The organism is Chitinophaga ginsengisoli, from assembly GCF_003014595.1.
In the GTDB taxonomy this organism is placed as follows: domain Bacteria; phylum Bacteroidota; class Bacteroidia; order Chitinophagales; family Chitinophagaceae; genus Chitinophaga; species Chitinophaga ginsengisoli.
In genome coordinates, this window is record NZ_PYGK01000006.1 from 1 (window position 1) to 26028 (window position 26028).

Genomic DNA, 26028 nt, shown 5'->3' on the forward strand with positions numbered 1-26028 from the left:
ACTATTTTGATGTGCCGCCGTATACGGACCCGTACGTACGGTGGCTGGAGGGGACGGCATGCGAAATAATCTCATGCCTCCTACTCACTTGTAGCCCCGGAGTGCAAACCCGGGGGAATCAATACAACCCCGGGAACATTACAAATCCGGTTCGGGAATAATGTAACCCCAAATCAGAATGGATATCCTATCGCCACGTTCCAGATGATATTATTCCTCCTCCACGCTGCATCCCCCAGCTGCCACTGGCTCAGATACCATCCATTCTTATTTCCTGTATAATAGGGTACCTTCACTGGTACGCCCCAATCAAGCCTTATTAAAAAGAAAGAAAAATCAAGCCTTAAACCAGCCCCTGTACCCACGGCCAGATCCCTGTAAAGGTTCTGCAACCTGAACTCACCTCCCGGACGAATAGTATCCTTCTTCAGCATCCAGATATTCCCCATATCCAGGAAGGTCGCTCCCTTAAGATTAATACTACCGTTGAACAGGCGCAGGAGGTCAAAACGGTATTCAATATTCCCTTCCAGCTTCATATCACCGGTCTGGTCGGGGAAGTTGCTGGCAGTGACGGAACTGTCTTTGAAGGTACCCGGTCCGAGGGTGCGAAGACGCCAGGCGCGGATACTATTAGGCCCACCAGCTGTAAACTGGCGGATATATGGCATTACATCTGATTTGCCGTAAGGGATACCAACGCCGCCATAGATGCGGGTGGCTAGTACTGTATGACCAGTCAGGTTCCAGTAATGCCGGTAATCAGCCTCCAGTTTAAGGAAGTTCGCAATCGGCATGTTGGTCAGACTTTCGAGATCGGTGCCCTTACCGGAAATACTCCCCCAGAGGCTGTTGATACCATTCAGCCATGCACCAGACTCCTCAACATTCGCACGGAAATAAGAATAGTGATTGCGGTGAAGTGCATCATTGTTACTATAGATGTAAGTGACATTCTCACCACCGATGAAGGCAGGCTCAAAGCTTCTTTTCAGATAAGGGTTCTTATTGACAATGCTATCACGGAAACCGGCATTCAGATTCACCCCGACATAGTTGAGGGAAATAGGTTTGACGATCCAGCGTTTATAGAGGCTTTGATTCCATTCATACCCGAAAGAGGCATTTACGTTGGATATATAAAACTTCGCTGAGCGGGTCAGATAATCGACCCCTGCTGTCAGCCTGGTTCGTACTGTAGTGGACCGGCTGCGCTGGGCAATATGAAAGGGCGTAATAAACCGGGGAAAGATCAGGCTGACCTGACCGCCTATTTCCTGCGATTGCAACATCCAGCTGCCCTGGCTACGGATGAGTTCAATGCCGGTATTCAGGCTGACGTTCAGCTGTGTAGCTGAACGGCCTATATTCAGGTGCCGGTAGTTCAGGCTGATACCACTACCCACGAGGTAATCAGAGCTCGTGCTGACCTCGAAGTTGGCCCCGATTTCCTGACGACGTTTGGGCGTCATAAAGATATAAGTGCTCAGCATATTCGGCGTGTCTTGGCGTTCCCTGTACTGCAGGTTTACAAACTGCCAGGCACCCAGGTCATACAGACGGCTGATTGCATCGTTGGTACGCTGCTGAGAAAAGCGTTCATCCTTTTTCAGGATGACAGCCCTGTAAAGTACGGTCGGTTTCAGGATATCCTGGCGGTAGCGGATGGTCAGGTCCTTACGCTGGGTAGTCTTGAACAGTGAGTCAGCAGTACTGCCATATACCGGGTAATCAGGGTACACAATAATGCTGTCCAGGGTATACTGCTGATAACGGAGGGAGGAGTCCTCCGGATTCCAGATCTTAATGGTGATATCCATTTTCGGCATGTCCTGCCCCTTACGCTCATTGTAGACGTTAACGATCCCTTCAAAAGGGTTCATAAGGTTGCGGAACAAGATCTTATGGAGGGTATCGATCTCAAATTCGATTGCATTGCGGTCAAATTTATAATAGCCGGCATTGCGTATTACGCGCATTAGCCTTTCTCGCTCGCTGCCAAGGGATTCCTGTTTGTAGGCCATGCCTGATTTGATCAGGGCGAGATTTTCATGTTCTTTGACCAGTTTCAGCAGATTGGTATCCGGTATTTCATAACGGATCTTGTTGATCACAAAGTTCTTACCGGTGTTAACCTTGTAGGTAACATTGACTTTTTGCCTTTTGATAGACTCTTCGTAATCTACAGTAGCATAGAAATAGCCCTGGTTATTCAGGTAGCTGACCATGCGTTTGACAGATTCCTTGGTTTTGGTGGAGTCGTAGATCACCGGTTCTTCCAGGTTGCGGGGCGCCAGCATCAGGTTCCAGAACCAGTTGGACTTCTTTTCATTGTACTTCTGGTTGTAGAGCCATACCTTGAAACGGGTACCCATAAACAAGGTATTGGACTGTTGCAGCATGAGTTGTTTGGAACTAAGAGAGGCGCGGATATCCTGTTTTTCAGCAGAAGAAGTTTCTCCTTTCACATCTACATCGCTGTCCACATAAAGCACCTGATTCTTTTGCAGGTATTTTGTATTGGAACATGCAGCCAGCGCCAGTGTCGTCATCAGGATGATTAGATAGTTCAGATAAATAAAAAGGGAACTATGTGGCCGCTGCTGCATCAGAGTCAATACAATTATTAATAGTTAGAAGCTTTGTTTTCTGTTATTTCCATAGAGGCCAGTCCGCGTGGCTTTGCCGATTAAAAGAATTCATGTAGGTTTGGCTCTATGTTGTCGAAGGCGCAAATTAAGTATATTCAATCATTACAGCATAAAAAATACCGTCAAAAATCCGGCCAGTTCATTGCTGAAGGCGATAAGATCGTTCCAGAGCTCCTGCAGGCAGGCATTCCCGTGCGGGACGTGTATGCAACTGCTACCTGGATCAGTACTCATCGGTCTTTGCTGGACAGGACACCTGTGGTACGGATCACTGAAGTTGAAGAGAGTGTCCTGAAGCAGCTCTCAGCGCTGACTACACCCAATCAGGCATTGGCCCTGCTGGATATTCCCGGATCTGCTGCCATAGAGCCGGCATCTTTAAAAGGAACCGTATCTCTTGCGTTGGAAACCATCCAGGACCCCGGCAATATGGGAACCATCATTCGTATAGCCGACTGGTTCGGCATCCGTCAGATCATCTGCTCGCCCGATTGTGTGGATGCCTATAATCCTAAAACTATCCAGGCAACAATGGGAAGCATCGCCCGTGTAAGCATACTGGAAAGTGATGTTGTTACTTTATTACAGCAGGCCGGCGTGCCCTCTTATGCCGCTACCTTACATGGTACAGACATCACACAGTTCTCCAGACTAAAAGAAGGCATTATCCTGATCGGTAACGAGTCCCGCGGACTGAGCGATGCCGTAATCGCTGTCAGTACCCATAAGATCACTATCCCAAGACTGGGAGGAGCAGAATCCCTGAATGCCGGTGTTGCTGCCGGTATCATCTGCGGAAGATTGTTGATATAACACGCTAATAGCAACTGTCGCTCCTGACCGCTGTTAAGACAATACGTTGATAATGACATAAAACAAAGAAGTCCATAGCACTGATCGCTATGGACTTCTCTGTTTATGATTGTTAGTCAATGGTCACTTAAACTGTATCGCCTTCACAGGCGTGATCTTCCTGATAATCAGGGAGGGTAGTATCAATACCAAAATGCAAAGGCTCAGGGTACCTAAGTCAATCAGCACTACCTGCCACCAGCTCAGGGAAATAGCTGCTACAGACATGTAATAGGATTCCTCCGGCAATTTAAAGAGGCCCGTAGTCTGTTGCAGGATGGCTAAACCAATACCCAAGATATTTCCCAGAATAATCCCTGCTATAACAATATAAGCCGCCTGAGCGATGAAGATCTCCTGTATCCTGGCATTCCGCATACCCAGCGCTTTCACAATACCGATCATATTTGTCCGCTCCAGGATGAGAATGAGGATAGCCGTGATCATATTGATGGCGGCTACAATGGACATGATCACCAGGATAATAGCCTTATTTTTATTCTGTAAACGCAGCCAGGCGAAGATGTTCGGATAGATATCGGCGATAGAACGGATGAACAGCTGATCCGGAATAACATTATAAGCTGCGGTACCCGTTTCTTTCAGTTGCTGATAATCATCCGTAAAGATCTCATATCCACCAATGCTACCGGGTTCCCAGTTATTCAGCTTACGGATCAGTTCAAGATCGCCCAGTACATACGTCTTGTCGTATTCTTCAATACCTGTCTTATAGATACCACTGATGGTCAGCTTACGGGCTCTGGGAGGTTGTCCTGGCCCCTGGATAAAGTAAATAATAAGTGGATCATGCAGTTTGAGTTGCAGCTCTTTCGCAAGTCTGACAGAGATAAGCACCTCAGGTGCATAACTGCTGTCATTATAATGGATAACAGAGCCTTCCTGCAGGAATTGCTGCAAATGGCTCCAGTTATAATGACGATCTACCCCCTTGAAGATGACGCCTTCCAGATCTTTTTCTGCTTTTATTATAGCAGATTTGGTGGCATAAGCGTTAATAGTATTGATACCTTTTATCTGTCGGAGTTTTGCCACCATGGTGCTATCCGATGGAAAGGGAAATTGTTCGGTCAGCGGACCGGCATTAGGCTGGTACTGGGTAATGTGCATATGTCCCCAGAAACTGAATATCTTCTGCTGGATAACTTCCTGGAAACCATTCACCAGGGCCACAGCCAGTATCATTACCGCTACGCTGATCGCAGTAGCTGCAATAGCAATATTGATAATGAACTTGGAAAAGGAAGACGACCGGTTGAAGGCTATCCGCTTGGCAATGAAGAATGGCAAATTCATAAGACAAATGTATTGAATATAATCATAAACAGCCGGCCGCCTATATTATAATGAAGCTGCTCGGAACAAATCGAAAAAATAGTACCTTAATGGTTACTTGAAATGCTATTATGAAGATAAAAACCTTCTTCTGTATACCTGTAATATGTTTACTGGCGTACGTTCTGCCAGTAGCTGCGCAGGAGAATACTATTAGTCCTGACCACGTTTACTACAGTAATATCCGGTCTGTAAAGCTCAACCAGGCCGGCGATCAGCTCAGTTATCCTATCATTACACTCAATGGCGATGAAAAGTTGGAATTGAGCTTTGATGATATGGACAATGATGTGAAGAACTACTTTTATACGTTCGTCCTCTGTAATGCCGACTGGACAAGACCCCAGATCAACCAGGTAGAGTACCTGCGGGGTTTCTCCGAAAACAGGATCCAGGACTACCGTTTTTCCAGTATTGCTTTGCAGAAATATACGCACTATTCAGTACAGCTGCCCAATCAGAACTGTTATCCGACGAGGTCGGGCAATTACCTGTTGAAGGTGTATCTGGATAGCGATACGGACCAGCTGGTACTGACCCGCCGCATGCTGGTGATTGCCAACAAAGCCAGTGTAAGCGGTTTTATTCAGCAGCCAGTTACTCCAAAAATATTCCGGTCACACCAGAAGATCAACTTCTCTGTTAATACTGCCGGACTCAATATCACGAACCCTTTCGATCAGATGAAAGTGGTCATCCTCCAGAACTACCGCTGGGATAATGCGATAAAATTCCCCCGTCCTTTGTTCATTAAAGGTAATGTGCTGGAATACAACTGGGAGGTCGACTGCGTGATGCCGGCAGGTAAGGAATGGCGTTGGATCGACCTGCGAAGTTTCCGCTTACAGACAGAACGGGTGAGGACAACAGAGTACGCGAAAGATCATACAGATGTATATGCACTTCCCGACTTTGAACGAGGGGGGAAGATGTATCAGTATATCAAGGATATCAATGGCTTGTATTACCTGGCCACACTGGATGGTTATGATCCTTTCTTTGAAGGAGACTATGCTACTGTGCACTTCTCTTTCCCGGTTCCTGAACCTTATGCTGGCTACGACATGTACATCCTGGGAGAGCTGACCAACTATGAGTGCGACGATAATAGTAAGATGGTATTTAATCCCGCCACCAGGGCATATGAGGGAACGATGTTCCTGAAACAGGGTTTTTATAACTACGTATATGCGTTAGTAGATAAAACGGTAGTCGGCAGCAAACCCAGTACTGAGTTAACAGAAGGGAACTGGTGGGAAGCAGAGAACAACTATACGATCCTTGTTTACTATCGCGCATTGGGAGGCCGTGCCGATGAACTGGTTACTACCACCACACTGAACTCGATGTTAAGTCGTAAATAACAAAATATAAAATAGTAACGCGTCCATGGCATCATGTGCTATGGACGCGTTGTTGTTTTTATTACTACGGATGCTATGTCGCATTACACAGCTCCTGGCAAGTATCAGCTGACGACAGTCTGGCGGAGTTTCACAATATTCGCAGCGCCACGTTTAATGATAATTCGTGTACCACGATCAAAAGTGAAGTAGCGATAGAACCAGTTACTAAACACCACCAGTTTGTTCCTGAATCCCAGGAGGCTCATAAGGTGTACCGCCATCCATACCATCCAGGCCATAAATCCGCTCAGTTTCATTCCTGCAAATTCAGCTACGGCATGATTACGTCCGATGGTCGCCATACTGCCAAGATCATTGTACTTAAACCCTTTCAGACCACGTCCGGCAGATTTGATCATCTTCAGGATATTCTCAGCCAGGTTAGCACCCTGCTGGATCGCCACCTGCGCCACCATCGGATAGCCTTTCGGGAACTTAGGATCATTCACCATCTGAGCAATATCGCCAATAGCATAGATATTGAGTGTACCGTTCACCAGGTTGAATTCATTCACCTGTATACGGCCATTGGGCAATATGGCATCCTGCGGAATGCCCCTTACCGGCACGCCTTTTACACCTGCAGCCCATAACAGGGATTGTGTCTTCAGTGTTTCGCCATTGCTAAGCAGAAGTGTTTTACCATCATATTCTTTTACTACTGCATTGCACAATACTTTCACGCCCAGTTTCTCCAGGCTTTCCAGCGATTTGCGGGAAGAGTGTTCACTCATGCCGTTCAGGATACGGCCGCTGCCTTCAATGAGGTAAATGTTCATCAGTGATACTGGCAGTTCGGGATAATCTTTCGGCATGATATATTTACGCAGCTCCGCGAAGGCGCCTGCCAGTTCTACACCGGTAGGACCGCCGCCTACCATTACGAAGTTCAGTTTTGACCTGATCTGTTCTTCATCTTCCAGGAGCAGGCTTTCTTCAAACTGTTTGATCACATAGTTACGGATCTGTACTGCTTCAATGAGCGACTTCATACCAATGGCATGTTCTTCAATGATCTTGTTACCAAAGAAGTTGGTAGTGCTGCCCGTGGCGAGTACCAGGTAATCGTAGTGTAAATCTCCGATACCTGTTTCCAGTATATTTTCTGTGGGCCGTACACCGGTTACTTCGGCCATACGGAAGAAGAAGTTGGATTGTTGCTTAAAGATCCCGCGAAGCGGAAAAGCGATACTATCTGTTTCAAGACCAGCGGTAGATACCTGGTAGAGGAGAGGTTGGAAGAGATGATAATTGTTCCTGTCGAGCATTACAATCTGTACGGGGGCGTTTTTGAGCTTTTTAGCCAGGTTGATACCACCAAAACCGCCACCTACAATTACTACGCGGGGCATGCCTGTTTCCGGAATATTCGGCTGAATCATAATACAATCATTTAGCAATCAAAGAAATAAATGAACGTGTGTCTCTCGACACTATGTATTCAAACGCCGGAACGTATAATGGCATATCAAAATTACAATACTTTCAGAAAAGAATGAAAGTTTATTTATAAAAAAATCCCCGATGCATGGCTTGCACCGGGGAGTATACCATCTAAAAATAAGATTACATCTTCTTCGCGTCTTCCAGGAACTTAGCCAGACCGATGTCAGTCAGCGGGTGTTTCAGGAGACCGAGGATTGAATCCAGCGGACATGTACAAATGTCAGCACCGGCTTCAGCACATTTGATGATGTGTAAAGGAGAACGGATAGAAGCCGCCAGGATCTCTGTTTTGAAGCCCTGGATGCTATAGATCTGTGCTATCTGGGCGATCAGCTCAACGCCATCCCAGTTACTGTCATCAATACGGCCAATGAAAGGAGATACAAAGGTAGCACCTGCTTTAGCAGCCAGGATAGCCTGACCTGCAGAGAATACCAGTGTACAGTTAGTCTTGATACCGTTGTCGGTGAACCATTTCAGGGCTTTGATACCGTCTTTGATCATTGGCACCTTCACCACGATGTTCGGGTGAATAGCAGCCAGTTTCTTACCTTCTTCAACGATGGCGTTGAACTCGGTAGACAATACTTCTGCACTGATAGGACCATCTACCAACTCGCAAATTGTCTCATAATGTTTGAGGATGTTAGCTTCGCCTTTGATGCCTTCTTTAGCCATCAGGGAAGGATTGGTGGTAACACCGTCAAGAACGCCCAGGTCGTTTGCTTCTTTAATCTGCGCCAGATTTGCAGTATCTATGAAGAATTTCATTGTGAAATGATTTAGTCCTTTTTAAATAATTATTGCCGCCACAATAGTACGGAACAAATAAAATATAATCAACAGTACTCACTGATTCATTTAAGAATGAACAGAAGCCGGACAATCGCGAAATAAACAGTTGGAACGCATTGGGTAGAGTCCACAGGTCATCCTTATTGGAATGAATGAGTAGTTAATAGCATTTCAACTGAATCTATCGACTGATGACCTGGAATATAAAATAAAAAAAAAACGGCAAGTTACTTACATCGCACCGCTACAACCGCCTACCCTTGCTACATTCCTGTCCTGGGGGAGTTCAGCAGGAGCTGGTCGTATAAGACTTGCCGGCTGCAAATGTACACTAATTGAAATAAATAACAAATCTTAAAAGAAAAATTATGAGAATTATTTAAAAAAGGAACAAAAAATGTTTCCTGTAGTGATCAATTTTGTCACATCGTATGTTATAAGTCATGTAATTAGTGACCGGTTGAACTGTTGTTGAGCTCCATATTCCCTGAATAAGTATCCTTTTTACACCACGATCCGGTAGGTATTATGTTCATTTTTTATACATATATCCTTTCACCTAAACCGCTAATCATGCAAGACGTTTCCTACGAGTCCTCCGGCGCCATCCTGGGTGGTGCCTTACTGAGCATTTTTCTTTTCGCTTTCGTTATTGGGTTATTTTTCATTGTCTGTTACTGGAAAATATTTGAAAAGGCAGGTAAACCTGGCTGGGCATGTATTGTCCCCATCTACAGCACCATTGTTATGCTGGAAATAGTAGGTAAGCCCTGGTGGTACTTTTTTATGTTCCTGATCCCTATTTACGGGTGGATTGTCCTGCCTATCATGTTAACGCACGACTTCAGCAAGAGTTTTGGGAAGGATATCGGGTTCACACTTGGATTATTGTTTCTTCCATTCATTTTTTATCCGATCCTGGCATTCAGCAGAGACATCCGTTATATAGGTCCTGCCGGTCATCCCACCGGGCCTTCACTGGATAGCCAGATAGGCAGTATCGGAAATCCTGCTGTATAATCAATTTTTTGCCATAATTAGTTTTCCTGCCGGTTGTCATTTATTTGGCGACCGGCTGCTATCGTGTAGTATAGTAGTTGTAATCGTTCAATACCGTCTCCAAGAATTCCACCGGCTGCATGTCTGTTTTGATCTCAAGCACATCCCTTACGCGATAGGCCACACGCGCTGCCAGCTCGGGGTTGTTGGATTTAATGGCCTGATCCATCAATGTTTTGATCTTGTTCATGTCCCTGTCAGATAATTTCAGGATCTGCGGGAAATGCGGCTGATAATCCACCGCAGACATATCCCTGAAGATCGTATCATTCAGGCTTGCCTTTGTTTTTGTACTTACCACGATCGTTCCCGCCACAATATCCCCCAGCCGTTGATCGTACGGCGATCTTAACATGGCAATGATGGGAATAATACCATTCCAGAAGATGTAGGGCGTTTCCAGCATACGGAACAGCCATCTGATCAGGTGCTGGCTGATACTCGGTTTCCCTCCCTGCATATTCCTCACCTTAATGTTCATTATCAGCTTACCCGGTGTCTGTCCGTTCATAATGATCTCAAGTACAAGGAAATAGAACAGCATAGGCAATACACCCAGGAAGAAATACACTACATAACTTGTGACCTCTCCCAGTTGCATGTTATACACCGTGTAACCCAATGCTATACAATAGACCAGCCTGATGAGCGTATCCAGCAACCAACCCAGGAAACGCTGGAAAAGGTTAGCTGTCTCAAATTCGAGATCTATATTGAAAGAAGTGGGTATTTTTATAGAGGCCATGAATAAATTTAGTAATTAATCTATATGTTTGCCAGTAGTCCAGAGATCGTAGACTTTAAGCGGTATACCCTCGCTACAAACGGCTCCTGCTGACTAATCTAGCTAGATTTATTTAATTAATATTAGCTGCCCGGGTCTTTTTTTGTATATTCTGAGCAAAATCCTTTTAATGAACATTTGATGGCTTATCCTTTATAGCTTATCAACTATGGATGACGGATTAAGAGACTAGCCCATGCGTGAATCAACCTTCATAAAAAAGAATCTGCAGCGCTGGAAAAGATACCAGGAGCAACCTGCCGAAGATCCGGACGAGTTGGCGGAACGCTTTACCAGCCTGCTGGATGATCTGGCGTATGCCAAAACCTTCTACAGCTTCAGTAAGATAACCGCTTATATCAACAGCCTGGCTGCCGGTATTTACCATACTATCTATGGCAACCGGAAAGAGCAGGATGGCCGATTCCGTAATTTCTTCGTCTATGAACTGCCACTGCTGTTCCGCAGGTACCACCGCTTGTTCCTGTTCTCCTTTTTATTCTTCCTCCTCTTCTGTGTGATCAGTGCTTTTTCCGCCGCCCACGATGAAACTTTTGTACGTGGTGTGCTGGGAGATGAATATGTAGGTATGACAGAACAGAATATCAATAATGGCGATCCCTTTGGCGTTTATAAACAGGAGAACGAGCTGGTCATGTTCCTGAGAATTGCAGAAAGGAATATTACAGTCGCTATGCTGACTTTTGTAAGCGGCCTCACACTGGGTGTGGGTACGCTCTGGCTAATGATGAAGAATGCCGTTATGCTGGGAGCTTTCCAGTATTATTTCTTTTCCAAAGGATTGGGGCTGAAGTCAATATTGGTAATCTGGATACATGGCACCCTGGAGATCTCTGCTATTGTCATAGCTGGTTGTGCCGGTTTGGTAATGGTCAGCGGACTGATATTCCCGGGTACCCGTAAAAGGTTGGATGCACTGAAGAATACAGCCCGTGATGGCGTGAAGATAGTAGTGACGCTGATACCCATATTTATAGTGGCGGCCTTCCTGGAAGGTTTCGTAACCCGGCATACCGCCATGCCTGTATGGACCAGTGTCAGCATTTTATCGCTGTCGCTGTTGTTTATTGTTAGCTACTTTATTGTTTACCCGATCTATCTGCATCGTAAAGGATATAAGCTCGGACCAAAAGCAACTATTATAAAGCCTGTGAAATGAGGAAAATGCGCGTTCATTATATCCTGGTATTATTATGTCTGCCTTTGTTCGTCAAAGCACAGCAGTCTGTACCTCCGGAACAATTTGATTCCATGGTAGCGGCAGATATGGTGGCTACGGCAACACAAAGAGAGGCAGCGGAAGAAGCAGCCGATTCAAGCACCAGGGAAAATATCAGTCAGCACGAAAAAGCCTTGGCGGATCATCACTTATGGGATGAGGCAGTACCTGCCATGGCTGATACGATGGAATCATACGCAGACTATCCACTGGTGATAAGGGCCGTGCCTGATACCATCATGAAAGCATTGTTGGCAGACAACGACCTGCAATACCAGAAAAAGGAACCTGCGCGACAAAAAGATATGTCCTGGATGAACGATATCTTTTCAGCCATCCTGCGGCTGGTAGGGCTTTCCCCATTTGCGATCATCTGTTTCATATTAAGCGGTGTGGGGCTGTTGTTATATCTCTATCTGAAGCAGAATGGTTACCTCTTTAAAAGAACGAAGCGGGATGCAGATAAGACGGTAAAACTAACAGAAGAAGAACTGGATGTAGCAACATATCATCAGCAGATAGAACAAGCCATTTCTTCCGGTAAGTTCAGAGTGGCGGTAAGATTACTATATCTGCAAACGCTGCGCGTGCTGGTAGATAAAGGGATCGTCACCTATAGCAGGGAGAAAACCAATGCGGCTTATCTACACAGCCTGGTGTCTACACCGTGGTATAAAGCATTTGCAACGCTGACACTGGATTATGAATATATATGGTATGGAGAAATGCCTGTGAACAATGAACAGTTCAACGTTATACACAGACAGTTCCGTCAATTTATGAACGAATTAGGCTATACCCGGTGAAATCAAAATTAATAGCAATAATCAGCGCCATTATCCTGGTATTTTTGATCCTGCTGGTCTTCTCGTCACGCACACGTAAGCCGGACGGCAAAAATATTGATGAGAAAGAACTCTCACAGCAAAGCTTTTCCCACAAGGATAAAAGCCCGGGAGGATGTTATGTGATGTTTAAGGCCCTGTCTCATCTGTTTTATTATGATATCAAACCGCAGATAGTTACCAAGCCTTTTTCCCGCACGTACAATAAGGATGAGACGCTGGCCTCTACAGATTATAATCTGTATATCCTGGTAGCCGACAGGTTGTACACTTCGGCAGAAGATGCGAAGAATATGATCAAATTTGCTTCTGCAGGTAATCAGTTGTTCATTGCATCAAACCGGCCTGATAGTATGTTATTAGAATACCTGAATATCACTGTGGATGATGAAGGTATTTTTCAATCTTTTACCAATGCCGACCAGCGTTATGTGAACAGGAACCTCGCACCTGACACGGCCTTTTCCCGTAAAGGTATCAGAGGGGGCAGTTTCGTCGTAAAAATGGATACTAGTCGCACAACCATATTGGGTACTGATGCATTCAAACGTCCCAATTTTGTAAAGGTCGCAGTGGGTGAAGGCGCTGTATTCCTGCTGTTACAGCCATCTACACTCACCAATTATTTTCTGCTGCATAAGCGTAACATCGTGTCGCTGGAAAGACAACTGGCATACACTAATCTGTACATGGATCATGTGTATTGGGATGAGTTTTATAAATATCAGAGCTTTCGTCAGTCGTCTGATTTCAGTGAGTGGGAGGTGCTGATGCGGTATCCGGCCATGCGCTGGGCATTATGGCTGGCTGTGGCATTACTATTGATCTATATGTTGTTCGAAAGCAAGCGCAGGCAGCGTATCATTCCCGAAAAGCCTGTGCTGGTAAACAACTCGCTGGAGTTTGTAGAGGCACTCGGACAGTTGTATTATCAGCAGCACGATAACCGCAACCTGGCACAGAAGATCATCTTGCAGTGGCAGGAGTTTGTACGCACGCGCTATTATCTGAACACCAACAGCCTGGACAATGCCTTTGCAGAGGCATTGTCGCGCAAGGCAGTGATGCCATTGGAACAGGTGAAAGATATCCTGAATAGTATTCAGCAGGTACAGTCGGGGCAGGTAATTACAGATGAATATTTACAGCGATTTTATAAAAATATACAAGCGTTCTATTTAAATACGAAATAATGGAGGAAACTACATTTCAGCCCCGTACTGATTTTACCGCTCTTCATGAGGCGGTAGTGGCTATCCGGGAGCAGATAGGAAAGGTAATTATTGGCCAGCATGAGATGATTGATCTGTTAATAGCAGGGCTGCTTACACAAGGGCACGTACTGATAGAAGGTGTGCCGGGTGTCGCAAAAACCCTCACCGCTAAGCTGCTGGCGCGCTGCATAGATGCAGACTTTTCCAGGCTGCAGTTCACACCCGACATTATGCCTGCGGATGTGATAGGTACTTCCATCTTCAACCCGGAAAAAAGAGAGTTCGAATACAAGCGTGGTCCTGTGTTCAGCAACCTGGTGCTGATAGATGAGATCAATCGTGCCCCTGCGAAAACGCAGGCGGCGCTGTTTGAAGTAATGGAAGAAAGGCAGATCACGAATGATGGCATTACACATCCGCTGCCTGCTCCTTTTATGGTCGTAGCTACACAGAACCCGATAGAGCAGGAGGGTACTTACCGTTTGCCGGAAGCACAGCTGGACCGTTTCCTCTTTAAGATAGAAGTGAAGTACCCTGCGTTGGCGGAAGAGATCTCCATGCTGCAGGCCATGCATCATTACAATGGTCTGTCCGATCTGACGAAGCTGGTGGAACGCGTGGTAACTGCCATACAGATCATGGAATATCAGCTGCTGGTGCGTAAAGTGCATATAGAAGATAAACTACTGCATTACATTGCTGCCCTGATCCATGAAACACGTAACAATGCCTCATTGTACCTGGGTGCATCACCACGGGCATCGCTGGCAGTAATGAATTGTGCAAAAGCTGTTGCTGCAATGCATAACCGCGACTTCGTTACCCCTGATGATATTGTCAGCATGTTGCCGCATGTATTGCGTCATCGTATTATGCTGACGCCTGAGCGTGAAATGGAAGGCATTACTGCCGATGAGGTGATCTCACAGATCGTGAAGTCAGTGGAAGTACCGAGGTAAAAACTATTGTATGTTAAAAGCATTCTATCAGTCTTTATTTTTTACAACGCGTTTCTATGTATTGCTGGGAAGTACGGCGATGTTGTTCGTCGTGTCCTACTTTCTTCCCCCGCTGTATATCGTGTCAGAGCTGATCATTGCACTGTTATCTTTTCTTCTAGTCCTGGATATATTCTTCCTGTATGCAGCGGGAAATCAACCATTAGAAGTAACACGTAACATGGCCAGCCGTTTTAGCAACGGTGATAATAATGACATCAGGATAAAGCTGATAAATAATTATCGTTTTCCCGTTACAGTTATATTAATGGAAGAATTGCCAGTGCAATTTCAGATACGTGATTTCAGGAAGAAGGTAAAGCTGAAAGCAGGAGAGGAGCAGGATCTCCACTACACCTTACGCCCTGTGGAGAGGGGAGAATATCACTTCGGTAAAACCAATGCTTTTGTACGTAGTTTATTGGGGTTATCGCAACGGCATGTTGCACCGCTGAATGAGGAGATCGTGAAAGTGTATCCTTCTTTTCTGCAGTTACGCAATTATGAGTTCTTCTCTTTCAATGGCCGTTTACAGGAAATGGGTGTGCATAAACAGCGCGTGACTGGCCACAGTATGGAGTTTGATCATATTAAAGAATATGTACGCGGCGATGATGTGCGTATGTTGAACTGGAAAGCTACAGCACGCAGAGGTACGCCGATGGTCAATAACTATGTTGAAGAGAGATCACAGCAGGTGTATTGTGTGATAGACAAAGGCAGGGCTATGAAGATGCCTTTTGAAGGATTGACCTTACTGGATTATGCTATCAACGCCTCGCTGATCTTCAGCAATATCGCCTTACAGAAGGGAGATAAAACGGGGCTGGTAACGCTTGCAGCACAGCAGGTAGATGTGTTACCGTCTTCCAGTAAGAAAACACAAATGAACCTGATACTGGAGAAGTTGTATGCACAGGAAACGCAGTGGGAGGAGAGTGATTATGAAAGACTGAGTGTTACGTTACGCAGTGTTTTTTCCCAGCGTTCCTTACTGATACTTTTCACCAATTTTGAGTCTATGACAGCGTTGCAACGGCAGCTGCCTTATTTGCGCAGGCTTTCGAAGTATCATTTGTTGCTGGTGGTTTTCTTTGAAAATACAGAGCTCAAAAAAGTAACGAAAGATAATGTGCACACAGTAGAGGGCATCTATCGGCAGGTGATTGCACAGAAATTTGCTTATGAAAAGAAACTGATGGTCAGGGAGCTGACGAAATACGGCATTCTCTCCTTACTCACACCACCGGAACAACTCACGCTGAACGTGATCAACAAATACCTGGAGCTGAAAGCCAGGTCGCTTATTTAACCGTGGGAATCAGCTCCGGTAGTTCATTGATTATTTATCCTGGAGTTGCTTTACAGGTATTGTACTTGATACAGACATTGACGGATCGTTTTTATTGATGGCTGTGACTGTAATAATACGGGTAGCATCATTAGGAGGTAGCAGCAGGTCTTGTCCTAATAGTTTCCCTTCACTGGCGGTGAATTTTATAGCAGCTGTATCCAGTGGGTAGATCTTTCCGCTACTGAATGATCCTTCTACATTCAGGTAAAACCTAATGCCTCTTTTCAGGCTGTCGGCATAATGATTAAAGCGGATGCTTTCCAGGTGTGGAAGCGTCAGTGTGGTAGTCAGCGGTTGTGGAGAGTCAGGCAGTGTGACAGTGAGTTCTACCTGGTAATGCAATTTTGCCGCCCGTTGTCTGTCGAGCTGTAGATAGCCGTTTTGCACACTACCGGCAGAGCTGGTCACTTTGATACTCTTCCAACGGTAAGCGCCGTCTAAATATCCTTCTGTTTTTCTTACCTGTCCGTTTGCATATTTGAATTCCAGGCCAATAGGGATATGATTGTACAATTCGGCTATGCAAGCCGGGTCATAACTGGCAGTAACGCTGGTTATATTGTTTTGCTGTGCCTGGGCATTGAAGAAAAGCAATAACTGTGTGATGATTAAAAAAGCTCTCAATGTGTTTTTTACCTGAAAGCTGAAAAAATCATTCCACATTTACAAGTGCAGGCGGTTTTTTATCTTTCTTAACAGATGGTGGAGACGCTATACTATGGGCGTCAATGGCTAATGATGGGAAAGGAACTGGTGTGGGCTGGCTGGCAGTTGCCAGTATAGCTGCTGCGGACCGTTTCTTTCGGGCAATCCTGGGTGCCTTGGAAGACTGTTCCTGTTTTTCTGCTGGTGGTAAAGCCGGTTCCAGCACAGCTGTAATAAATGCCTGTTCGTTGCTGGCAGAGTTGTTAGCCTGAATATCCGTGTCAGTATGAAGAAAGCGCAGCTGCAGCACGACGATTGTGGCAGTTGCTTTGGCAGGTACGGCTGGCAGGAGCAGGGAATGCTGTTTTTCTCCCAGGGCGACGCAACTAGCAGCGGTGGCGGTTCCTACGCAAGTATTGTTGTCGAGGTCCATATCCAGTGCGGCTGCGTGGAGCTGTATATACCTGGTGTCTTTGGGAGGGTTCAGCCAGTGTTGCCAGTTGGGAGGCAGCTTTACCAGGATGCAGCCATCTTCCTGTCGGATGGTGTCTATTCCTCCGATGGTCATAACAGCCTTCTTGTTATAGCGGAAATCTTTCAGGTGCTGGTGCAGGGCATTAGCGCTAAATACGCGTTTTCCCCGTGCATGCCCGGTATCTTCTCTCAAAGCCGCATAAACAGCCTTATTTAGCCTGTAAATCGTCGTTTCTTCCTTTGCCGGTTGCCAGAGCCCATTCAGGGCTGAACGGATCGATTTTGCGGCTTTGCTTGCTTTTGCGAATTCCCGGCTACTTTGTTTACTGGCAGCGGACATGCTGTCCGGGCCATATTGTGGCATCCTACGGCAGAACGGTTTACCGTTCCGTTCGTAAAAGATCAGGTCCCCGACATGGCCGGAGAGTCCCTGTGTGAGCATATTTAAGTTTTGGGCCATAAACGTACAATAGATTTCATTGAATATACGAAATAATCAGCTGATAAATAGGTTCTTGTTTCGAATAGATACCTATTCTTCAGGCTCATTATAAGTACCTGAAAAATACATCTGTATATCCCTGGGAGAGCCTGAAATAAGCCTTTAATGAGCCTGAAGTGACCTTATAGAATCGAACTTTAACAGGACATCAATCGGACTTGAGTTGGACTTGATCAGGGGAAGGAAAGAATGTAAGTAGTGGTTTCGGAGGCGGTAGGTACTTTAGGGAAGGCGAAAACCATTATTTGAAAAACGCCTTTATGGGATAGTGAGTGTAGTGCTGCAAAGATAAGCCATTTAACGATCATGGCCCTGACACACCAGGAAAAAGCGCCATAAGAAAGAGTACCTAATGACATCAGAAGAAACGGGGACTATACCAAAGGTTAGTACTAACCTTTGGTATAGTACTAACTATTTATTAGCAATAGTAAATAGTTTTGCCTTGTCAAAAAATATAGAATGAAAACATTAAGGATTGTTTATTGGGTTAGCACTGCAATTGTAGCATTGATGATGACGTATTCAGCGTATGCCTATTTCACGGATGTAAAAATAGATCAGGCATTTCGACATCTGGGATTTCCCGCTTATTTCAGGATTGAACTGGCTATTGCCAAACTGATAGGTGTTGTATTGTTACTGGCGCCGGTTGGTGCCAGGATAAAGGAATGGGCGTATGCAGGTTTTACTTTCACGTTCATATCTGCTGGTGTAGCCCATGGTTTTTCAGGAGACCCGATGCCGGTTCCGGTTGTACCCTTTGTTTTCCTTGCCGTACTGGCGGTGTCCTACTTTACTTATCACAAACTAAATAAATCAAAATAGTATGAAAAAGATACTGAAGATTATATCAAGCGTAAATGGAGCAGTATCCAAGAGCACGCAGCTAGCAGACGCAGTGATTGAAAAGCTGACAGCGCATTATGCGGGTAGCACCGTCAAAGTAAAAGATCTGTCGCAACAGCGGTATGAGCATTTTCATGAGGGACATCTGAAGGTGTATCGTGGAATGGGAGAAGTGGCGCCTGAAATAGTAGCGACAGTAGAAAAAGTTTCCGACGATGCCATCAATGAAGTAATGGAGGCGGACATTATTGTAATAGGAGTACCGATATATAACTTTAATGTTCCGTCTACATTGAAAGCATGGATAGATCATGTGATGCGCGCAGGGAGGACATTCTCTTTCGCGGGTGGTCAGAAGGAAGGATTGGTGAAAAATAAGAAAGTGTACCTGGCTGTATCTTCAGGAGGTGTTTATTCTGAAGGACCGATGCAGGCATATAACTTTGCTGTTCCGTATCTGGAAGCAACTCTTGGTTTTATTGGTATGACGGATGTCACCACATTCTGGGCGGAAGGGTGTGATATGCCTGGATACAAGGAAACAGCTTTGCAGAAGGCGATCGACAAGGTAGCTGTTTAATCTGAAGTGTAGTTTAAAATACGTAACAGTAGCAAGGCTCCATAAGGAGCTTTTGTTGTTTGATATTGAGATTGTCATTTAAAGAAAAATTGGAAAGATTTATTGTAGTCTTGTTTGTTTGATATAAATTCGGTTATTGTTTGTTGACGTTACTCCACTGAATGAATCAGTTGAAAACTTCTTAGAGAATCATTGTGATATACCTATGCCATGCGGCCTGCGGAAGGCCGTGCGTGTACGCGTAGAGGTAACTGATGAAAAATATTGTTTACTTAAAAAACTGTAATTATGACGAAAGAACACATTGATGCAGTCCTTGCATTTACAAAAAGAAAATGGGAAAGAGGCGTTTCCAGGGAGTATGCAATTCGCAGATTGCAAACTATTGGTTTTTTAGACGAGAGTGGTGAAATCGCGGCCCGGTTCCAGCATCTAGGCGAATGGCCGCCTTTAAATACACCGTTACAAAGTCAACTTAATGAGGAAGGAGAGATGTAAAATGGCCTTATAAAAATGAGGGACATCATTCTGCTATAATAATGAGAAGTTAATAAACAGCAATTTCCAGTCTATGTATAACGTAGGATCCAATTTGGTGCTTGGTTTTCATGGTTGTGATCAAGCCGTTTGTGAGACATTGTTAAATAATCCAAATAGAATAAGAATAAGTCGGGAATCTTTCGACTGGCTGGGGCATGGAATGTATTTTTGGGAAAATAATTATGCACGTGCCTGGGACTGGGCAAGGTATAAATATGAAAGAGGAGAAATTAATTCGCCAGCTGTAATAGGAGCGGTGCTTGATCTAGGGTATTGTTGTGATTTTCTTAGCACAGAGCATATAGAGATGTTTAAAGATTCTTATAAGAAGTTATTTGACTTATATAAAACGTCAAATAAAGTATTGCCTAAGAATAAAGATTTGCGGGAGGATAAACATAAAGACAAATTGTTGAGAGAATTGGATTGTGTAGTGATTGAACATATGTGTGAGGATATTATTGAGCAAATGGAAAACGATTTAACTGTTCATGGTTTTACGAAGCATAAGCTTCCTGATTCAGTAAGAGGTGCCTTTCTGGAAGGCTCTCCTGCTTTCGAAGGCTCAGGCATATATGAAAAAACACATATCCAGATCGCTATCCGCAATCCAAATTGTATCAAAGGATTTTTTCTACCGCGCAGGGAACGAATATCTTTGAATTCCGATCGGGATATAGGTGATATCTCTGACAACGGATTCTTTGTATCCGAGCCTGGAATACCTTATAATGCATAACAAAAACAAGTCCCGGAAGTAGTTTATTTCCGGGACTTACATGCTTTCATGCAAGAGGCAACTCACATATACTTCATCGCTTCATAGCCCAGTAACCTCCGCCATAACGCTAATTGTCCGATACAATTCGCCTCTCGGTAAGTCTGAAAAGAAACCAGATCAAAGATGCTCATTTTCATACCTGGCATTTCAAAAGGCTCATCAAATTTTTCATCATCAGCATTGAGGAGTGATTCTCTTAAAAGCGGAGAAATGATCTTCCAGTCTTTTTCAAAAGAACTCAGTGCCGGATAGATCACGCCTTCCTGTATGCCCTTGTGGTCTTTAAAAAGTTCATTGGCCTGCTGTTGTTTTTCAATACCGAACAATCTGGCTAATTCGAATCGTTCCTGTACGAGGCTGCCTGTCAGCCACGCCATGTGATTGGCTTTTGTACCCAGGCGCTCATTGGCGTCTTTTTCAGAAATGCCTGCGATGACGTTCGGGAAAAAAGTGGTATGCATGTCATACAATACCATAAAGCCAAAGGTTTTGCTGCTAAGTGGTTGTACTTCCATTTTTAATAGTATTGGTGAGTACTAAGATACCGAATATGCGCTGGGTAACAGGTCGCCGGAGCTGCCAATCTTAGGGGGTATTTGTGACAAATACAGTAAATTAGTAGTCTATATATTCAGTTATGCCATCTCAGACGCTCGACAGCCGCACTATAGATACATTAAGAGATATTCCCGACCTGATCCCCGTATTCCGTGAATATTTTGAAGACTGGACCATCAGGGTGTTTAACAGGGAAGTGCATGAATGCCGAAATTACCTGTCTCCCAACCGGAGAGATTTTTATAAGGTACTGCTGACCACGAAAGGAGCAGGGGTGTTTACTATGGGATTAAATACCTATTACCTGGAAGAGCCAACTATTTTGTTTATCCATCCCAACGATATTATCTCCTGGAAAAATCTGTCTGCGGAGTCGGGCGGTTATTATTGTCTCTTCAGAAGGTCCTTTGTGAATGAGCATCCTACCTTAAAGGCAAGTATGGACAAATTTGCCCTGTTCACTGACAAGTCAAAGAGTGTAATCAGGCTGACAGAGAAAGACGCACAGGCATTGGAGCAGCTATTTGCGAAGATGAAGGAAGAGGAACTGTTGGGTAGTAAATGGAGTGATGATTCCCTGCAGGCCTACCTGCAACTGTTAATGGTTGAGAGTACAAAAATTGCCAATTTTCCACCGCCAGACAATGTAACGGATGAGTTCCGGCATGTGCATGAATTTTTCAGATTGCTTGAGGCGGAGACGGCCGGGATCAATAAAGAGGCACCAATCAGGATCAGGACTGCCAAGGAATTTGCGGCAGACCTGGGCGTGCATCCCAATCATCTGAATGCCTTGCTGAAGAAGCATACAGGGCAAAATGTAAGTACTCATATCAAAAGCCGTCTGCTGGACGAAACCAAGGTATTATTGTTGCAAACTGACTGGTCATTACAGGAGATCGGGTACAGCATTGGTTATGCAGAGCAACCCAATTTCAATTCATTCTTCAAGAAAAATACCGGTATTACCCCCGCCGAATTCAGGAAGACATACCATCTTTGATTTTCATAAAAGGTTCAGTGCTTTTGCTAAAGCCCGGCTGCTGGCTTCTTTTCATCTTTGTATCACAAAACACGAACAAAATGAAAAGCGTAAACACACAGAAAGTATGGTTCATCACCGGCGCATCCCGGGGATTTGGATTACAGATATCAAAAGCAGTTCTTGCCGCAGGCGATAAACTGGTCGCTACCGTACGCAGCAAACCACAAGACCTGGCTGCCCAGCTGGGAAATCATGAGCATCTTGCCGTTGTAACCCTGGATGTCACTAATGAAGAACAGGCACAGGCAGCTGCTAAACAGGCTATTGACACTTTTGGCAGCATTGATGTCCTGGTGAATAATGCTGGTTATGGTTTATTAAGCGGGGTAGAAGAAGCCACAGCGCAGGAAGTGAAGAATAACTATGAAGTAAATGTGTTCGGATTGCTGAATGTTACCCGTGCGGTATTGCCTTATATGCGGGTACAGGGATCCGGTCATGTGATCAATATTTCCTCCGTAGGCGGTTTATTTGGCTATGTAGGCTGGGGTATTTATGGTTCTACCAAATTTGCCGTGGAAGGTATTACGGAGGCGATGGCACAGGAACTTGCTCCGTTAGGGATCTATGCTACTGTGGTAGCGCCCGGGTTCTTCAGGACAGAATTCCTCGACCACTCTTCCCTGGTAAAAACCAGTAATGAGATCAGCGATTATGCCGCTACTGTTGGAGAAATGCGCTCTTTTGCAGCGGTTGTAAACAAAAAGCAACCAGGTGATCCTGTGAAACTGGCGCAGGCCTTTGTAAAGCTGGGACATGCGGAAAAGCCTCCTGTACATCTGCCATTAGGTAACGATACCCTGGCCAAATTCAGGGAAAAGACGGCTGCTTTCGAGAAGGAGATCACGGAATGGTATGATGTGATCACCGGAACAGATCATGATGATGTTGCTGCGTAAAATGCAGTGGAAATAAGGTATTAAGAGACAATGGGCTGTCCGCTTTAAGTGGACAGCCCATTGTATATATTAAATCAGTTGAAATGATCTTGCTATTTAATCAGCAGCTGGCTTGTTTGCTCCAGCGTCTCTTCCAGTTCCTGTATCAGTCTGTTTACAATATCATGGATAGGGCTGATATCTTCCACCATTTCGACACTTTGACCAGCAGACCAGAGTTGCTGGTAGTTGCCCGGCTTTACGGCTGCTTCCAGCTTTTTCATGCCGCGTAGTTGTACCAGCATTTTGAAATATTTGCGGGTACGGGCATTTTTATTCAGTTGTCTTTCCAGCCAGTTTTGTTTGTAGCCGATCTTTTTTGCTGCCGGAGTATTGATGACGTTGCAGGGAGTGCCCGACAGGCGTTCCGTCAATACGATATCTTCCATACCATAATCCAGGATGGCGTGCTTGTATTCGTTGCTGACACTAGCTTCCTCACTGGCAATAAAGCGGGTACCGATGGAGGCGCCCTGAGCACCCAGTACCAGGGCACTGGCCAGTTGCTGACCGGTAGCGATACCGCCGGCAGCTACCAGCAGTTTGTCGGGGAAGGCTTTATGGAGGGCAGGAACGAGTATATGCATCGGGTAGGGGCCGGCATGGCCGCCAGCGCCTGCACATACCGCAATAAAACCATCGCAGCCTGCCTGGGCCGCTTTTTCCGCGTGCTGCAGATTGGTCACGTCGCATAGCACTTTGGCACCGTAGCTGTGGGCAGCTGCAATCACTTCCTTCGGGCTACCAAGGGAGGTAATATAAAAAGGTACTTCTGCCGCTACGCAATCTTTCAGGTGTTTTGCATAGAGGGGATTGGTCTTCTGTACGATAAGGTTGACGCCATAGGTTCCCTGGCCGGACGACAATTGTGCCCGGTGTTGGTTCAAATGGTCCAGCACCTGCTTCAGTTCTCCCTCTTTTCTGTAGTTGAGGGAGGGGAATGTACCGGCGATCCCGTTATCCATGGCGGCTTTAACCATTTTTTCGTTGCTGACAAGGAACATGGGGGCCATGATGACCGGGTAACGGATGGCAAGGGCTGAGGTTAATTGCATAAGTGGACGTTTAGCTATGATTTCACAGCAAGCTGCCTGGCCACGTATTTTCCGAGGATGTCAAATTCCAGGTTAATTGTGTGTCCGGGTTGAACGGCTGAGATATTTGTGTGTTCATATGTATATGGAATCACAGCGATGCTGAATTCCATATTGGTCACATTATAAATGGTCAGGCTGATGCCGTTGAGGCAGATGGAGCCTTTTTCCACGACGAGGCCGGCAAATTGTTCCGGATAGCGGAAGCGGTATTCCCAGCTGCCGTTCTGAGGGGTACAGGAAATACACTCGCCGGTGCTGTCTACGTGTCCCTGAACAAGGTGACCGTCAATCCGGCCGTTAAAGACCATGGCCCTTTCCAGGTTTACTTTTTGTCCGGGGGTAAGTTGGCCGATATTGCTTTTCAGCAGCGTTTCGGCAACGGCGACGATGTCGTAGGTATTGCTATCTACGCGGGTAACGGTCAGACAAACGCCGTTGTGAGATACGCTCTGGTCAATTTTCAGTTCCGGTGCGAGGGAAGAGCGGATGGTGATGACCATATTAGTGCCTTCCTGCCTGGTAGCTATTACTTCTCCTGATGATTCTATGATTCCTGTAAACATAGGGCTAAATTAAGTAATAAAGAGGAGATGGCCCTGCGTAGAAGGGAGCTGACATAATTTTGATAATTAAATGGAATGTTATATCTTTGCCTTCCTGAAAAAAAGGAGTATTATATTATGTTGATCATCGATTCCAAAGATTGCGAAAACATTGACAAGGCGCTCAAAAAATACAAAAAGAAATTTGAGAAAGCGCGTATCCTGTTACAACTCAGGTCACGTCAATCTTTCACAAAACCTTCTGTTAAGCGTCGTACTGAAGTGCTGAAAGCTGTTTACAAACAGCAGTTAGCCAGTGGTAAATTAGACGATTGATTCTATCGGGGGTAATTCCCCACGCAAAATATGTGATGATTGTAAGGTTTATTATAACTTTACAATCATCAAACTTTTGATTTTGAGTGAAGTCTTACACCCGGTAGCTAATCGTTTCCTGGCTTACATCCGGCTTGAGAAGCGCTATTCTGTGCATACTGCTACTGCATATCAGCAGGACCTTTCCCAGTTTTTTATCTTTTTAAGATCCCAATATGGCGATGTGTCCCTTTCAGGCATATCGCATTCGCATGTCCGTACCTGGCTGGCCTGGCTGATGGAGGAGGGCATGATCGCCAAGAGTGTTAACCGCAAGATCTCCACGCTCAAATCATTTTTCAAATACGCATTGCGTCATGGGGAAATTACGACCTCTCCGATGACAAAAGTGACTGCCCCGAAGGTCGGGAAGCGGCTACCTGGCTTTATTGATGAAAAGGGCATGCAGGCGGTGGAGGATAACCGGAGCATGCGCAGGGGGCAGGAGGATACGCCGATTTTCACGGACGATCTGGAGGGAAAGACCCACCGGATGATATTTGAGCTCCTGTATCATACGGGTATCCGGTTGTCGGAGTTGATCAACCTGCGGGACCGGCATGTGGATACGGGCAATCTGACAATTAAAGTGCTGGGAAAGGGCAATAAGGAGCGGATTATTCCTATCAGTACTTTATTGAGGGATGCAATAGGGGAGTACCGCGCAATGCGCCGGAAGGAGCTGGCAGAGTACGATAAGGAGGTATTGCTGGTAAATCCACGGAGCGGGAAAAAATTATACCCGAGATATGTTTACAATGTGGTGCGGGGATATCTGACCGATCACCAGATTACGACACTGAGTCGCAGAAGTCCGCACGTACTGCGGCATACATTCGCTACCCATCTTACGAACAACGGCGCCGATCTGAATGCAGTCAAGGAATTGCTGGGACACTCCAGTCTGGCATCCACACAGGTTTATACACATAATAGTATTGAAAAACTGAGAGAAGCGTATCGGAAAGCGCATCCAAAAGGTGAGTAGAAAAGGGCTGTGCTGACTTTAACAAAATATTACTAAATGGTTATGTAAAAGAGTCGAAAAGTGAGTAAATTAGTAATGAGTTCTTTGTATACACTTCTTTCATTAAGTCGATGA

Annotated in this window: 26 protein-coding genes and 1 other RNA gene; 16 read left to right on the forward strand and 11 right to left on the reverse strand. The window is 45.3% G+C overall.

All coding sequences use genetic code 11. From position 1 onward, the window contains the following. Nucleotides 1-173: 173 nt before the first annotated feature. The gene (gene tamL, locus CLV42_RS15770; protein WP_211303465.1) at nucleotides 174-2552 is read right to left on the reverse strand and encodes a translocation and assembly module lipoprotein TamL; all 2379 of its coding nucleotides are present in this window, start codon (nucleotides 2550-2552) and stop codon (nucleotides 174-176) included. Nucleotides 2553-2717: 165 nt separating this feature from the next. Here tamL and CLV42_RS15775 point away from each other — a divergent pair, with 165 nt between their 5' ends. Next, nucleotides 2718-3464: a TrmH family RNA methyltransferase gene (locus CLV42_RS15775; protein ID WP_106602898.1), complete on the forward strand. Its 747-nt coding sequence runs from the start codon at nucleotides 2718-2720 to the stop codon at nucleotides 3462-3464. 123 nt (nucleotides 3465-3587) lie between these two features. Here CLV42_RS15775 and CLV42_RS15780 read toward each other — a convergent pair whose 3' ends face one another. Then, on the reverse strand, nucleotides 3588-4820 hold the full coding sequence (locus CLV42_RS15780) for an ABC transporter permease (protein WP_106602899.1): 1233 nt from the start codon (nucleotides 4818-4820) through the stop codon (nucleotides 3588-3590). Nucleotides 4821-4930: 110 nt separating this feature from the next. Here CLV42_RS15780 and CLV42_RS15785 point away from each other — a divergent pair, with 110 nt between their 5' ends. Then, complete coding sequence (locus CLV42_RS15785; RefSeq protein WP_106602900.1) at nucleotides 4931-6223, forward strand: type IX secretion system plug protein; 1293 nt, start codon at nucleotides 4931-4933, stop codon at nucleotides 6221-6223. Between the two features lie 104 nt (nucleotides 6224-6327). Here the strand turns inward: CLV42_RS15785 and CLV42_RS15790 are convergent, their stop codons facing one another. The 3 genes from CLV42_RS15790 to ffs form a co-directional block, all read right to left on the reverse strand. Beyond that, the gene (locus tag CLV42_RS15790) at nucleotides 6328-7647 is read right to left on the reverse strand and encodes an NAD(P)/FAD-dependent oxidoreductase (protein ID WP_106602901.1); all 1320 of its coding nucleotides are present in this window, start codon (nucleotides 7645-7647) and stop codon (nucleotides 6328-6330) included. Nucleotides 7648-7831: 184 nt separating this feature from the next. Continuing rightward, nucleotides 7832-8482 carry a fructose-6-phosphate aldolase gene (gene fsa, locus CLV42_RS15795; RefSeq protein WP_089835205.1) on the reverse strand — a complete coding sequence of 217 codons (651 nt, stop codon included), beginning with the start codon at nucleotides 8480-8482 and terminating at the stop codon, nucleotides 7832-7834. Nucleotides 8483-8723: 241 nt separating this feature from the next. Beyond that, nucleotides 8724-8823, reverse strand: an RNA gene (gene ffs, locus CLV42_RS15800) — signal recognition particle sRNA small type. Nucleotides 8824-9079: 256 nt separating this feature from the next. Between ffs and CLV42_RS15805 the strand changes: the two genes are divergently transcribed. Beyond that, on the forward strand, nucleotides 9080-9526 hold the full coding sequence (locus tag CLV42_RS15805) for a DUF5684 domain-containing protein (protein WP_106603247.1): 447 nt from the start codon (nucleotides 9080-9082) through the stop codon (nucleotides 9524-9526). Nucleotides 9527-9584: 58 nt separating this feature from the next. Here the strand turns inward: CLV42_RS15805 and CLV42_RS15810 are convergent, their stop codons facing one another. After that, complete coding sequence (locus tag CLV42_RS15810) at nucleotides 9585-10310, reverse strand: RDD family protein (RefSeq protein ID WP_106602902.1); 726 nt, start codon at nucleotides 10308-10310, stop codon at nucleotides 9585-9587. Between the two features lie 235 nt (nucleotides 10311-10545). Between CLV42_RS15810 and CLV42_RS15815 the strand changes: the two genes are divergently transcribed. Genes CLV42_RS15815 through CLV42_RS15835 form a run of 5 tightly spaced genes read left to right on the forward strand, consistent with a single transcriptional unit; the run spans nucleotide 10546 to nucleotide 15958 of the window. Next, nucleotides 10546-11529: a stage II sporulation protein M gene (locus CLV42_RS15815; RefSeq protein ID WP_106602903.1), complete on the forward strand. Its 984-nt coding sequence runs from the start codon at nucleotides 10546-10548 to the stop codon at nucleotides 11527-11529. Beyond that, nucleotides 11526-12395: a DUF4129 domain-containing protein gene (locus CLV42_RS15820; protein ID WP_106602904.1), complete on the forward strand. Its 870-nt coding sequence runs from the start codon at nucleotides 11526-11528 to the stop codon at nucleotides 12393-12395. Before CLV42_RS15815 ends, CLV42_RS15820 begins: the two co-directional genes overlap by 4 nt. Continuing rightward, entirely contained in the window at nucleotides 12392-13627 is a 1236-nt protein-coding gene (locus CLV42_RS15825) for a DUF4350 domain-containing protein (protein ID WP_106602905.1), read from the forward strand. Before CLV42_RS15820 ends, CLV42_RS15825 begins: the two co-directional genes overlap by 4 nt. Beyond that, nucleotides 13627-14607: an AAA family ATPase gene (locus tag CLV42_RS15830; RefSeq protein WP_106602906.1), complete on the forward strand. Its 981-nt coding sequence runs from the start codon at nucleotides 13627-13629 to the stop codon at nucleotides 14605-14607. Before CLV42_RS15825 ends, CLV42_RS15830 begins: the two co-directional genes overlap by 1 nt. Nucleotides 14608-14617: 10 nt before the next feature. Then, nucleotides 14618-15958, forward strand: coding sequence for a DUF58 domain-containing protein (locus CLV42_RS15835; protein WP_106602907.1), 1341 nt, complete (start codon nucleotides 14618-14620; stop codon nucleotides 15956-15958). Between the two features lie 30 nt (nucleotides 15959-15988). On the opposite strand, the gene CLV42_RS15840 is transcribed toward CLV42_RS15835, so the two are convergent. Further along, nucleotides 15989-16624 (reverse strand): hypothetical protein, encoded by a 636-nt coding sequence (locus CLV42_RS15840; RefSeq protein WP_146154394.1) that lies wholly within the window; start codon nucleotides 16622-16624, stop codon nucleotides 15989-15991. A gap of 28 nt (nucleotides 16625-16652) precedes the next feature. Next, the gene (locus tag CLV42_RS15845) at nucleotides 16653-17579 is read right to left on the reverse strand and encodes a hypothetical protein (RefSeq protein WP_106602909.1); all 927 of its coding nucleotides are present in this window, start codon (nucleotides 17577-17579) and stop codon (nucleotides 16653-16655) included. Between the two features lie 504 nt (nucleotides 17580-18083). Here CLV42_RS15845 and CLV42_RS15850 point away from each other — a divergent pair. The 4 genes from CLV42_RS15850 (at nucleotide 18084) to CLV42_RS15865 (ending at nucleotide 20329) form a co-directional block, all read left to right on the forward strand. Then, nucleotides 18084-18449: a DoxX family protein gene (locus tag CLV42_RS15850; protein WP_106602910.1), complete on the forward strand. Its 366-nt coding sequence runs from the start codon at nucleotides 18084-18086 to the stop codon at nucleotides 18447-18449. A 1-nt stretch (nucleotide 18450) separates the two neighbouring features. Next, nucleotides 18451-19050 carry an FMN-dependent NADH-azoreductase gene (locus CLV42_RS15855; protein ID WP_106602911.1) on the forward strand — a complete coding sequence of 200 codons (600 nt, stop codon included), beginning with the start codon at nucleotides 18451-18453 and terminating at the stop codon, nucleotides 19048-19050. Between the two features lie 288 nt (nucleotides 19051-19338). Further along, nucleotides 19339-19548, forward strand: a complete 210-nt coding sequence (locus CLV42_RS15860) for a hypothetical protein (RefSeq protein ID WP_106602912.1) — start codon at nucleotides 19339-19341, stop codon at nucleotides 19546-19548. A gap of 73 nt (nucleotides 19549-19621) precedes the next feature. Continuing rightward, a complete protein-coding gene (locus CLV42_RS15865; protein ID WP_211303466.1) occupies nucleotides 19622-20329 on the forward strand; it encodes a hypothetical protein in 708 nt (235 codons plus the stop codon). Nucleotides 20330-20391: 62 nt separating this feature from the next. On the opposite strand, the gene CLV42_RS15870 is transcribed toward CLV42_RS15865, so the two are convergent. After that, entirely contained in the window at nucleotides 20392-20886 is a 495-nt protein-coding gene (locus CLV42_RS15870; protein WP_106602913.1) for a hypothetical protein, read from the reverse strand. 122 nt (nucleotides 20887-21008) lie between these two features. Here CLV42_RS15870 and CLV42_RS15875 point away from each other — a divergent pair, with 122 nt between their 5' ends. Continuing rightward, nucleotides 21009-21932, forward strand: a complete 924-nt coding sequence (locus CLV42_RS15875; protein WP_106602914.1) for an AraC family transcriptional regulator — start codon at nucleotides 21009-21011, stop codon at nucleotides 21930-21932. An 80-nt stretch (nucleotides 21933-22012) separates the two neighbouring features. Next, entirely contained in the window at nucleotides 22013-22873 is an 861-nt protein-coding gene (locus CLV42_RS15880) for an oxidoreductase (protein ID WP_106602915.1), read from the forward strand. A gap of 92 nt (nucleotides 22874-22965) precedes the next feature. Here CLV42_RS15880 and CLV42_RS15885 read toward each other — a convergent pair whose 3' ends face one another. Next, on the reverse strand, nucleotides 22966-23967 hold the full coding sequence (locus CLV42_RS15885) for an NAD(P)H-dependent flavin oxidoreductase (protein ID WP_106602916.1): 1002 nt from the start codon (nucleotides 23965-23967) through the stop codon (nucleotides 22966-22968). 14 nt (nucleotides 23968-23981) lie between these two features. After that, nucleotides 23982-24572, reverse strand: a complete 591-nt coding sequence (locus CLV42_RS15890; RefSeq protein WP_106602917.1) for a riboflavin synthase — start codon at nucleotides 24570-24572, stop codon at nucleotides 23982-23984. Nucleotides 24573-24689: 117 nt separating this feature from the next. Between CLV42_RS15890 and rpsU the strand changes: the two genes are divergently transcribed. Further along, a complete protein-coding gene (gene rpsU, locus CLV42_RS15895) occupies nucleotides 24690-24887 on the forward strand; it encodes a 30S ribosomal protein S21 (RefSeq protein ID WP_089835189.1) in 198 nt (65 codons plus the stop codon). An 82-nt stretch (nucleotides 24888-24969) separates the two neighbouring features. Beyond that, complete coding sequence (locus CLV42_RS15900) at nucleotides 24970-25914, forward strand: tyrosine-type recombinase/integrase (protein ID WP_106602918.1); 945 nt, start codon at nucleotides 24970-24972, stop codon at nucleotides 25912-25914. The last annotated feature ends 114 nt before the right edge of the window (nucleotides 25915-26028 follow it).